Origin of the sequence: Sphingobium tyrosinilyticum (genome assembly GCF_042654265.1) — a bacterium.
Classification (GTDB): domain Bacteria; phylum Pseudomonadota; class Alphaproteobacteria; order Sphingomonadales; family Sphingomonadaceae; genus Sphingobium; species Sphingobium tyrosinilyticum.
Window position 1 is genome coordinate 74,047 of sequence record NZ_JBHSFZ010000064.1, and the last position, 10,819, is coordinate 84,865.

General features: G+C 61.4%; 11 protein-coding genes. 4 read left to right on the forward strand and 7 right to left on the reverse strand.

Annotated features, from left to right (window positions below; all coding sequences use genetic code 11):
- A complete protein-coding gene (locus tag ACFO3E_RS17840; RefSeq protein ID WP_156518350.1) occupies positions 1 to 447 on the reverse strand; it encodes a hypothetical protein in 447 nt (148 codons plus the stop codon).
- 15 nt (positions 448 to 462) lie between these two features.
- Positions 463 to 678 carry a hypothetical protein gene (locus tag ACFO3E_RS17845; RefSeq protein ID WP_066523771.1) on the reverse strand — a complete coding sequence of 72 codons (216 nt, stop codon included), beginning with the start codon at positions 676 to 678 and terminating at the stop codon, positions 463 to 465.
- A gap of 81 nt (positions 679 to 759) precedes the next feature.
- Between ACFO3E_RS17845 and ACFO3E_RS17850 the strand changes: the two genes are divergently transcribed.
- Positions 760 to 1,110: a GFA family protein gene (locus ACFO3E_RS17850; protein WP_066523770.1), complete on the forward strand. Its 351-nt coding sequence runs from the start codon at positions 760 to 762 to the stop codon at positions 1,108 to 1,110.
- 38 nt (positions 1,111 to 1,148) lie between these two features.
- On the opposite strand, the gene ACFO3E_RS17855 is transcribed toward ACFO3E_RS17850, so the two are convergent.
- Positions 1,149 to 1,934 carry a hypothetical protein gene (locus ACFO3E_RS17855; RefSeq protein WP_082919515.1) on the reverse strand — a complete coding sequence of 262 codons (786 nt, stop codon included), beginning with the start codon at positions 1,932 to 1,934 and terminating at the stop codon, positions 1,149 to 1,151.
- A 277-nt stretch (positions 1,935 to 2,211) separates the two neighbouring features.
- On the opposite strand from ACFO3E_RS17855, the gene ACFO3E_RS17860 reads away from it, so the two are divergent.
- The 3 genes from ACFO3E_RS17860 to ACFO3E_RS17870 all read left to right on the forward strand — a co-directional run bounded on the left by ACFO3E_RS17860 (position 2,212) and on the right by ACFO3E_RS17870 (position 6,059).
- Complete coding sequence (locus tag ACFO3E_RS17860) at positions 2,212 to 3,417, forward strand: saccharopine dehydrogenase family protein (protein WP_066523767.1); 1,206 nt, start codon at positions 2,212 to 2,214, stop codon at positions 3,415 to 3,417.
- Positions 3,418 to 3,547: 130 nt separating this feature from the next.
- Entirely contained in the window at positions 3,548 to 4,720 is a 1,173-nt protein-coding gene (locus tag ACFO3E_RS17865) for a carboxynorspermidine decarboxylase (protein ID WP_066523765.1), read from the forward strand.
- 148 nt (positions 4,721 to 4,868) lie between these two features.
- Positions 4,869 to 6,059 (forward strand): type III PLP-dependent enzyme, encoded by a 1,191-nt coding sequence (locus tag ACFO3E_RS17870; RefSeq protein ID WP_066523763.1) that lies wholly within the window; start codon positions 4,869 to 4,871, stop codon positions 6,057 to 6,059.
- Positions 6,060 to 6,127: 68 nt separating this feature from the next.
- On the opposite strand, the gene ACFO3E_RS17875 is transcribed toward ACFO3E_RS17870, so the two are convergent.
- From ACFO3E_RS17875 to ilvD, 4 genes are read right to left on the reverse strand one after another with little or no spacing between them, the layout of a single operon-like run.
- A complete protein-coding gene (locus ACFO3E_RS17875; protein WP_066523761.1) occupies positions 6,128 to 7,336 on the reverse strand; it encodes a class I SAM-dependent RNA methyltransferase in 1,209 nt (402 codons plus the stop codon).
- Positions 7,333 to 8,724 carry an NAD(P)H-hydrate dehydratase gene (locus ACFO3E_RS17880; protein WP_082919514.1) on the reverse strand — a complete coding sequence of 464 codons (1,392 nt, stop codon included), beginning with the start codon at positions 8,722 to 8,724 and terminating at the stop codon, positions 7,333 to 7,335. The genes ACFO3E_RS17875 and ACFO3E_RS17880 overlap by 4 nt, the downstream gene beginning before the upstream one ends.
- Positions 8,721 to 9,095: a hypothetical protein gene (locus ACFO3E_RS17885; RefSeq protein WP_066523755.1), complete on the reverse strand. Its 375-nt coding sequence runs from the start codon at positions 9,093 to 9,095 to the stop codon at positions 8,721 to 8,723. The genes ACFO3E_RS17880 and ACFO3E_RS17885 overlap by 4 nt, the downstream gene beginning before the upstream one ends.
- Positions 9,076 to 10,797 carry a dihydroxy-acid dehydratase gene (ilvD, locus tag ACFO3E_RS17890; protein ID WP_066523753.1) on the reverse strand — a complete coding sequence of 574 codons (1,722 nt, stop codon included), beginning with the start codon at positions 10,795 to 10,797 and terminating at the stop codon, positions 9,076 to 9,078. The genes ACFO3E_RS17885 and ilvD overlap by 20 nt, the downstream gene beginning before the upstream one ends.
- Positions 10,798 to 10,819: the final 22 nt, after the last annotated feature.

A 10,819-nucleotide genomic window follows, 5' to 3' on the forward strand; every position in this document is an offset into this window, starting at 1 on the left:
TCAGCGACTCTTCACGGCCGAACGCGCGGCGATCGACAAGCGATAAAGCGCCTCTCCTATATAACCCTTCAGGGTGAACTTCGAAAATTTAAGCGTGACGTCATTGGTCATGCATGCGGACAAGTGAGGGGTGAGGGCCCCGAATGCGCTTGTCTCGGCTACGCTACCGATAGGCGCTAAAACGAGTTGACGTGCGTCCGATGGCCCATGTCGAACCGCGCAATCGGCTAGTTTGCGAAGCACGGATTGTCCCGCGGCATCCTCCGCTGTCATCCCCTTACCACGCTGGACATATTCAATTGGCGTTATGGAAGAAAAATCTAGAGGCGCTTCTTTTTTGAAGTCCAGATGATACAACACGTCGTAAGCTGCAGCGCGATATGCGGAGCTATTGAGGGTCATGCTCCCGTTTAACAGGCATGAGTTGATCGCGACCTTGAGCAGCAACTTTTCTGCGTCGGCCTACCCCGGCGCCATAGCCAAAAAATCCTCGACCCGCTTGCGCGACTCATCAATTGTACAGGCGGCATAATCATTCAGGATCTTGCGACTATCATCTGACCTGATCCGTTGGTCAGAAGGTATGACCGCTGCTTTTTCGGGCAGTATCGTTCCCGTCCGACTGATGGCAGATGAAGAGTAAATCAGCATGATGGATAGGATCACAGACTTGTTCATTGCCCCGCCCAGATGAAGTTTTTCGACTGATACTGGTCTGTTTGCATTATGAAAACCGTAAGTGTCTCACAGGAGAGCCCCATGCCCTACACTGGAAGCTGCCACTGCGGCGCGGTTACCTTCACCGTAGCCGCCGACGCACCCACAGAAGCCATGTCCTGCAACTGCTCCCATTGCCGCCGCAAGGGGTTCCTGCTGACCTTCGTACCCGCCAACCAGTTCACGCTCGACAGCGGTGCGGACAAGCTGACCGACTATCAATTCTACAAGCACAGGATCACGCATCAGTTCTGCGATACCTGTGGCACGCAGGCATTTGCGCAAGGAACCGGCCCGGACGGATCACCCACGCGGGCCGTCAACCTTCGCTGCGTGCCGGACATCGACCTCGACGCCCTCAAGATCAACAAGATGGACGGCGCGAGCTTCTGACAGCTAAGCAGCCGCTCCCGAGCGTCCGTTTAAAAGGATCAGGACCCAAGGTCCGGCGGCAGAAATGCCGCCATCGGCCTCGCGCTTCCAGCGGTTCCCTCGACCACGGCCCGCGTGACGGCTGCACCCCAACTGCTGTAGGCTATGACGTCCGCAATGATCTGTGTCGCCACGATCGCGCCCACGCCCCACCACCATGCCGCATGGACTTTGCCGTGACGCCGCTTATCGGCAATCATGCCCACGACGGGGAAGATCAGGGTGACCACCATCATGATGCGCCAGGCATTGGGGATGAACAGCGGCATCGGGAGCAGCCGTCCCAATCCCGGCCCGGTCAGGATCGACATGGCCGTCAGCATCAACCGCCTGTGCCATCCGCTGTGACGGCGTCGCCGCAGCGCCACCATCACCATCGCGCCGAACAAGATCAGCAGCATCGAATTGCTGAACAGAAACTCATTCTGGTCGAAGAAGAACGGTCCGCCGGTGCGCCGCAGCGACGTGATCATGATGACAAAGCCCATCACGACCATCAGCGGCACCCAGCCATAGGCCACCAGCCCCAGCCTCCGGTGCAAGCTGACATGATTGCCTGCGATCAACCAATTCTGCGCGACATACAGCGCGACCCAGCCGAAAAAGACGAAGGCATGGACATGATAGACCACCGGCACCGCGAAGGTCGATCGCCCCATGGCTAGGTTGACCGCAAATCCAGCGACCACGATCGCCGCCATTATGGTCGCCATGACCCGGAAAAAATGCCGCTCGCTATTCTGAAAGCCGTGGTCCGGCGAAACACTGCCGCTAAGCGTTGCCATCCATTATCTCCCCCATGAGATTCCGGCTGCTGAGCGATGCACCTTCCAGCTGTCGCCATCCGGTAGCATGCGCCGCCTTCAAACTAACTTGAGCGGCTTCCGAGGAAAAGAACGCAATCGTTACCCGAAACGATATTTGGGGTTATGCTAGGGCGTTCCACGGCTCGGGTTTAATGCCTGCGCAGGCCTCTGATAGTCTGACTTTGCGCTGTAACGCCAACTCCCTATATGGACGCTTTCGCGCCTCACGCGCGCTTAAAGTGATGGAGCAGTTGAATTGAGCAAGGTTCTGGTCATCGGCGCGGGCGGCGTCGGGTCTGTCGCGGTTCACAAGATGGCGATGAACCCGGACATTTTCAGCCACATCACGCTCGCCAGCCGACGCATCATCAGCTGTGAAAAGGTCGCCGAATCGGTCAAGGCGCGCACCGGCGTCACCATCGATGTGGCGCAGGTCGATGCCGACAATGTCGCGGAAACCATCGCTCTCATCGAGAAGGTCCAGCCCAAGCTGGTAGTCAACCTCGCCCTCCCCTATCAGGACTTGGCGATCATGGACGCGTGCCTTGCGACCAAGACCGACTATCTCGACACCGCCAATTACGAACCGCGCGATACGCCCAAGTTCGAATATGGCTGGCAATGGGCCTATCAGGACCGCTTCAAGGAAGCTGGCATCATGGCGTTGCTGGGCTCGGGCTTCGACCCCGGCGTGACCAGCGTGTTCGCCAGCTACATCAAGAAGCATCTGCTCGATCGGATCGACACGCTCGACATTCTCGATTGCAATGGCGGCGACCATGGCCAGCATTTCGCCACCAACTTCAACCCGGAAATCAACATCCGCGAAGTCACCGCGCCCTCGCGCCACTGGGAAGGCGGCAAGTGGGTGGAAGGCCCGGCTCTGAAACATAAACAGGCCTTCAACTTCGATCAGGTCGGCGAAAAGAACATGTACCTCATGTATCATGAGGAACTGGAATCGCTCGCCAAATTCTACCCGGAAATTAAGCGTATCCGTTTCTGGATGACCTTCGGCGACGCTTATTTGAAGCATCTCGAAGTGCTCCAGAATGTCGGCATGACCCGCATCGATCCGGTCATCTACAACGGGCAGGAAATCATCCCGCTCCAGTTCCTCAAGGCCGTGCTGCCCGAACCGTCGAGCCTGGGTTCAACCACCAAGGGCAAGACCAACATAGGCGACATCGCGACCGGGGAGAAGGACGGGCAGAAGAAGACCGTCTATGTCTATAACGTCTGCGACCATGAGGACGCCTATGCCGAAACCGGCAATCAAGCGGTGAGCTACACCACCGGCGTGCCCGCGATGATCGGCGCGGCGTTGATGCTGACCGGTGCCTGGAAGGGTGAAGGCGTGTTCAACATCGAACAGTTCGATCCCGATCCCTTCATGGACATGCTGAACAAGCACGGCTTACCCTGGCAGGTGAAGGAGCTGGATAAGCCGCTGGATTTCTGACGGTCCCGTTAGACGGACCGTCACCCCGGCCTTGAGCCGGGGTCCCGCTTCTTCTCCACCGTTGTTTCAGGCAGCGGGACCCCGGGTCCAGCCCGGGGTGACGGTGGAGTAGCCTGGAGTGGAACGACCCATGGAAACCAAAGCCGGTGATCCCGCCGCCTTCGCGCATTTCGACCTGAACCGCGTCCCTTCGCCTGCCTTCGTGGTGGACGAGGCCGCGGTGCGCCGCAACCTGTCAATCCTGGCTGACATCCGCGACCGCGCAGGCATCAAGGTCCTCGGCGCCCTCAAAGCCTTTTCCATGTGGTCCCTCGGCGCCGTCGTCGCGGAATATCTCGACGGCGTCTGCGCTTCAGGCATTTACGAAGCCCGCCTCGGTCGCGAAGAATATGGCGGTGAGATCGCGACCTACTGCGCCGCCTACAAACCCGAAGATCTGGCCGAAATCCTCAAAATCTCCGACCATGTCATCTTCAACAGCCCCGGCCAGATCGCACGCCTGAAGCCCGTCATCGACGAAGCGCGCGTGAACGGTGTGAACTTCGACATCGGCCTGCGCATCAACCCCCTCCACGCAGAGGGCGAAGTACCCAAATATGACCCCTCGCAACCGCACAGCCGCCTGGGCTTCCCCATCGACCAGCTTCGCCCCGAACATCTGGACGGCGTAGATGGCCTCCACATCCACAATCTCTGCGAACAGGATTTCCTGCCGCTCCAACGCACCTGGGCGGCGATCGAATCGCGCGTCATGCCGCATGTCCGCGGCCTCAAATGGCTGAACTTCGGCGGCGGCCACCATGTCACCCGCGCCGATTACCAGATCGATGACCTGATTGCGTTCCTGCATCGCCTCAAGGCTGAAACCGGCCTCGAACTTTACATCGAACCCGGTGAAGCCATGGCGCTCGACGCGGGCATCCTGATCGGCGAAATCCTAGACGTCATCGACAACGGCATGCCCGTCGCCATCACCGACATCTCGGCCACTTGCCACATGCCCGACGTGATCGAAGCGCCCTACCGCCCAGCAATGCTGCATGAGGAAGCCGATGGTCCCGTCACTCGACTCGGCGGCCCATCCTGCCTCGCGGGCGACATCATCGGCGACTATCGAGTCCCCAGCGGCGCGACTCCGGGGCGGCGGATCGCCTTCCTCGATCAGGCTCACTACTCGATGGTAAAGACCAACACATTCAATGGCGTGCCCCTGCCTGCCATCTGGCTGTGGAATTCGGAGACCGACGAACTCAAGCAAATCCGCCAGTTCTCCTATGAGGACTTCAAGTCCCGCCTCTCCTGACGCACGTTTCATAGCCGCCCGCGCAACAAAATTTACACGCGCGCTTTACAGGGGGGCACCTGCCGCATATATCGCCCTTCCGCTGCCCCATGGGACTTCCACCGCAAGGCAGCTTGAATGCCCTGAACTACACTGGAGGTCCCTTGAGTTGCACAAGCACCATAGCGCGCTGGGGGTAGCGACCGCCCTCACACCGGCAGCACCGGTAACGCTGATTCGTCCCCAGGCTGCAGCCCGGGCCGCCCGATTCTTCACTGAGAAGTTTCCGGGGCGTTCCCTCTATGCGGTCAAGGCGAATCCCTCGCCGGACTTGCTCCGGACTTTGTGGGACAGCGGAATCACGCATTATGACGTTGCGTCGATCGCGGAGGTTCGCCTCGTCGCGCAGACGCTGCCCCAAGCCAAGCTGTGCTTCATGCACCCGGTCAAGGCTGAGGAAGCCATTGCGGAGGCTTACAACGTCCATGGCGTGCGCACCTTCTCGCTCGACACGATCGACGAGCTGGAAAAGATCCTGCGCGCCACCGATGACGCCAGCGACCTCGAACTGTGCGTGCGCCTGCGCGTCTCGTCCGAACATTCGGAACTGAGCCTGGCGTCCAAATTCGGCGCCGAACTGGGCGAGACCCGCGAATTGCTGATGGCCACGCGTCAGGCGGCCGATGCCCTCGGCATATGCTTCCATGTCGGTAGCCAGGCGATGAGTCCGCAGGCTTATAGCGACGCCATCGAACGCGTCCGCGCCGCGATCGTCGATGCGGCCGTAACGGTCGATATCATCGACGTCGGCGGCGGTTTCCCGTCAGTCTATCCCGGCATGGAACCCCCGGCGCTGGAAGCCTATTTCGACGCTATCCATCGCGGCTTCGAGAGCCTGCCGGTCAGCTATTCGTCGGAACTATGGTGCGAGCCTGGCCGCGCGCTATCGGCAGAATATAGCTCCATCATCGTGCGAGTAGAGCGCCGCCGCGGCACCGAGCTCTACATCAATGATGGCGCTTATGGCGCGCTGTTCGACGCTGCACATATCGGCTGGCGTTTCCCCGTGGCGCTCCTACGTGAAGAAGAGAGCGAGGCGGAACTGACCGGCTTTTCCTTCTACGGCCCGACCTGCGACGACATGGACCATATGGTCGGCCCCTTCATGCTGCCGGACGATGTGGCTGCGGGCGACTATATCGAAATTGGAATGCTCGGGGCCTATGGCGCGGCGATGCGTACGGGTTTCAACGGTTTCACATCGGAAGCGATCATTGAGGTAGAGGATGAGCCTATGGCCAGCCTCTATGCCGAACCCGTCCCTGCGCGCCGTCGCGCAACTGTCATCAAGCTGGGCTAAAAAGGCTCAAGCTCCCCTTTGGAGAGGGTGCCTGTCCCTCGCCGCAAATATGCGGCGAGGGACAATTTTCATCTCCGCCGGAAAGTCGCAGCCAGTTCGACATGCGTTGACCATCGGAACTGCCCCACCGGCTTGACGCTCTCCAGCACATAGCCGCCAGCGACCAGATGCGCCGCATCCCGCGCAAAGCTCGCCGGATTGCACGATACATAGGCGATCAGGGGCACAGCCGACGCCGCCAACTGCATGACCTGCTCCCGCGCACCCGCCCGGGGCGGGTCGATCACCACGGCAGCAAATCTATTTAGCTCCTCGGGCGTCAGCGGCTTCCTGAACAGGTCTCGATGATCCACCACCATCCGCCGCTGTGCACGGTTAGCCGCGAGCTTCAGCGACAGGACCAAATCGCGCGCACCTTCGGCAGCATAGACGGGCCGCCCCTCACCGATCGCCAGCGCAAAGGTGCCAAGACCACAGAAGAGATCGGCCACCGCTCCCCGCCCAGGCAAAGCTTCACGGACAAACTCCACCAGCGCCGCCTCCCCATCCGGCGTCGCCTGAAGGAACGCGAAGGAGGGGAAGCCCACGGCCACGCCCCCGAAACTTACCGTCACAGGCTCAGGCTCCCAGCGCACCTGCTGCCCATCGCCCTCATCTATGGTCAGCCGCGCCAGCTTCCAGGTGTCCGCAAAGTCCCGCAGCGCCTCGTCCGCCGCAAGCCCTTCGACGCGGACCCTCTCGAGCAGCAGATCGACACCCTGATCAACCAGGGACATGCGGACATGCGCCGCACGCCTGTCCGGCAGGATCAGGGGCAGCACCTCGCGAAGCGGCTGCACCAGCGCAAAAAGCCGCGGGTCCAATATCTCGCACATGGCGATATCGATCAGCTTGTGGCTGCCCGACTCAGCGAAGCCGATGACGATCCGCCGCCCCTCGCGCGCAGCCCGCAACGAAGCCCGGCGGCGGGTTCTGGGTGGCGAGACATGTGCGGGTAGCACCGTCTCAGCCGTAATGCCCTGGCCCGCCAACGGGCCGGTAACACGCGCCGTTGCGAAGGCAGCAAAGCTCTCCTCATCGACATGCTGAAGTTCGCATCCACCACATGCCGGAAAGTGCATGCAAGGCGGCGTGATATGATGCGGGCCGGGCAAGAGCCGACCATCCCCCGTCAGCCGGTCACCCGGTGCTGCCAACTGCACATGCCGGCCGTCGGAGGTCACGCCGTCGCCTTTGGCGGCGATACGGACGATAATATCTGTGTCGATCTCAGTCACAAGCGGGAGGCGATAGCCGCTGGTAGCTCTGCAATCAAATCGTCCGCTGCGAAGGCCTCCCCAGCGCGCCTGGCCGCCTCCCCATGCAGCCAAACCGCCTCACACGCTGCGCTAAACGGATCGCCACTTACCGCCAATCTTCCCGCTGCCAGTCCCGCCAGCACATCACCCGTTCCAGCGGTGGACAGCCAAGGCGAAGCGCCACTTGAAACCGCTACGCGCCCGTCTGGCGCAGCCACGACGCTATCTGCCCCTTTGAGGACGATGACAGCGTCGGTACGCCGGGCTGCCTCCGTAGCGCGGCTGATCTTATCTCCCCGCAGGTTGAAGCCAAGGCGAGCAAATTCTCCTTCATGCGGCGTTAGGATCGAGCCGGGCGGGATGCCCTCTGCCGCCCCACTCCCCAAGAGCGTCAGCGCATCCGCATCCAGCACCAACGGATGCCCACAAGCCAGCACCGCTGCCAGCCGCTCTTTCGCTCGCTCGTCGCTGCCCAGCCCAGGCCCTGCGACCACGGCCGCCAATCTGCCATCGACCAAACTGCTCTCCAGTTCGCTTATTGTCTTAGCCTGTACCGTGACGATCGCATCCAGTCCGGCGGCGGCTTCGGCAGCAGCCAGATAACGCACCATGCCTGCACCCGATCGTGCAGCGGCCCGAGCCGCAAGCCGCCCGGCGCCCGCCATGCTGCCGCCAACGACGGCCACCAATCCTCGGCTATATTTGTGATCCGATGTGAGCGGCCGCGTCAAATGCGGCGTTGACAGACGGTGCACCTGATCCGAGGCGACGATGCCGATGTCCGCGCAAACCAGCCTGCGAAAGAGCCCCGCGGCTGGATGCAGCACATGGGCCGGCTTCAGCGATCCCAGGGCGATGCAGACGCCAAAAAGCGGAGCGTGTGACAGCAATGCCCCGCTGTCGGTATCAACCCCACTCGGCAAATCAACCGCATAGCTGAAGCTCGCCTGCGCCGTCAGGGAGGAGAGTCGATCTGCGACAGCGTCCTCCAATCCTCGGGACAGTCCGGTGCCGAACAGCGCGTCAACGATCTGCGTGGCAGGAGCTGCCTGGTCAAACGGCTCCACAGGCCCATTCCAAGCTGCTCGCGCTTTTAGGCTGGATTCGGTTCTGCTTTCACCCAAGGCAGCGACGCGAACAGGGACGCCGCGCGCTCGCAGCAATCGAGCGATGACGAAGCCGTCTCCACCATTATTGCCAGGACCGCAAAGCACTAGAAGGTCGCGCTTGGCGCCTGCGCGCCAGATGATCTCCGCCGCCGCCGCGCCTGCTCGTTCCATCAGTTCATATTCTGGAATGCCGCTGGCGATCGCCGCCTGCTCAGCCGCCCGCATCTGAGCGGCAGTCAATATGGCCAGTCCGCTCAAGGCTTGGTCGCTCCGGCAATGGTGGCAGGCAGTCGGTAGCGCTCCTCGCCTGCGCTGACTTCGATTTGACCCTTACCCACGATGGCGACATTTGCCGGTTCGGCTCCATCCGCCGCAGCCAGCCCGCGCCCATCTTCCAATATGGTGAAGCGTCGAAAGCCGCCATCCCCATGGCGCACGGTGAGGAGCTTTCCGCTCTGCTCCACCAAGCAATTCCGTGTCCACTCCGCCCGCGGCCCAATGGCGCATTCCGCCACGGCGGCGCGCCCGAGCGTGGCGTCGGGCAAAGCTGCCGACTGGGAGTCACAAGCTGCCAGGGCGAGGCACAGAAGCCCCGCCCCGGCAATCTTGTCAGATATCCGCATAGACATGGGTTTCGGCCTTCGCTCCGGGATGCGTCACCGCTCCCTTGTAAGCCGGACCCACATTCTGCGCATAGCGCCACAGCGCACCCGCCTGATAATCATTCTGGCGGGGTCTCCAATTCTTCTGGCGCTCCGCCAGTACGGACTCGGCGACCTTCAGGTCGATCGTTCCCGCCTCTGCGTCGATGGCAATGATATCGCCATTTTCTACTAGCGCGATCGGGCCGCCTTCGGCTGCTTCAGGCCCGACATGGCCAATACAAAAGCCGCGCGTAGCGCCCGAGAAGCGGCCATCGGTGATCAGCGCCACCTTCTCGCCCATGCCCTGGCCGTAGAGCGCCGCAGTGGTGGATAGCATCTCGCGCATTCCGGGGCCGCCCTTCGGGCCTTCATAACGGATGATGATCACCGAACCCTCGGCGATGTCGCGCGCCTCAACGGCGGCGAAAGCATCTTCCTCGCAATCGAAGACCCTGGCGGGCCCTTCGAATTGCAGCCGGTGCATGCCGGCGACCTTCACGATCGCGCCGTTGGGCGCCAGCGAACCTTTAAGGCCGACAACGCCGCCCGTCGGGGTGATCGGCGACTTGACGTCATAGATGACCTTCTGGTCCGGGTTCCAGGTCACTTCCTCAATATTCTCGGCAAGGGTCTTACCCGTCACCGTCATGCAGTCGCCGTGCAGAAGGCCGTTGTCGTGCAATGTCTTCATCAGCATGTAGATGCCACCCGCATCATACATATCCTTGGCAACATATTTTCCGCCCGGCTTCAGGTCCGCGATATATGGCGTGGATTTGAAGATTTCGGCCACATCGAACAGGTCGAAGTCGATGCCGCACTCATTCGCCATGGCGGGCAGGTGAAGCGCGCCATTGGTCGATCCGCCAGTCGCGGCGACGATCCGCGCGGCATTTTCGAACGCCTCGCGGGTACAGATGTCGCGGGGGCGGATATTCTTCGCCAGCAACTCCATGACCTGGCGTCCTGCGGCAACCGCGACCTCTTCGCGGCTCTTATAGGGCGCGGGCGCCATATTGCTGTTGGGCAACGACAGGCCGATCGCTTCACCGACACAGGCCATGGTGTTGGCGGTATATTGCCCGCCGCAGGCGCCGTGACCAGGGCACGCCACCTTTTCGAGCGCGATCACATCCTTCAGGGGGCAGGCGCCGGCGGCATATTTACCGACCACCTCGAACACATCGACGACGGTGACGTCGCGGTTTTCGAAGCGGCCTGGCAGGATCGATCCGCCATAGACGAAGATCGACGGGACGTTGAGGCGCAGCATCGCCATCATCATGCCAGGCAGCGACTTGTCGCACCCGGCGAAGGTGACGAGCGCGTCATAACAGTGACCGCGCACCGATAGCTCGACAGAATCCGCGATCACTTCGCGGCTCGCGAGCGAGCTTTTCATGCCCTGATGTCCCATGGCAATGCCATCGGTCACGGTGATGGTATTGAAACGGCGCGGCATCCCGCCCGCCTCGTTCACGCCTTGGCGGCACCAATCTGCCTGCATGTCGAGCGTCGTGTTGCACGGCGCGCTGTCGTTACCAGCGGAGGCGATACCTACGAAGGGGCGGCCAATCTCTTCCTCGGTCAAGCCCATCGCGTAATAATAGCTGCGATGCGGGGCCCGCTCCGGACCAACCGAGACATGACGGCTCGGCAGTTTCGACTTGTCGAATGTGTGAGACATAAAACCTACCCTTCTTGCGCGC

Coding starts and splice junctions, on each gene's coding strand:
- ilvD (WP_066523753.1), bottom strand. CDS start 10,797: ATGTCTCACACATTCGACAAGTCGAAACTGCCGAGCCGTCATGTCTCG.
- ACFO3E_RS17850 (WP_066523770.1), top strand. CDS start 760: ATGCCCTACACTGGAAGCTGCCACTGCGGCGCGGTTACCTTCACCGTA.
- ACFO3E_RS17885 (WP_066523755.1), bottom strand. CDS start 9,095: ATGTCTATGCGGATATCTGACAAGATTGCCGGGGCGGGGCTTCTGTGC.
- ACFO3E_RS17845 (WP_066523771.1), bottom strand. CDS start 678: ATGAACAAGTCTGTGATCCTATCCATCATGCTGATTTACTCTTCATCT.
- ACFO3E_RS17865 (WP_066523765.1), top strand. CDS start 3,548: ATGGAAACCAAAGCCGGTGATCCCGCCGCCTTCGCGCATTTCGACCTG.
- ACFO3E_RS17855 (WP_082919515.1), bottom strand. CDS start 1,934: ATGGCAACGCTTAGCGGCAGTGTTTCGCCGGACCACGGCTTTCAGAAT.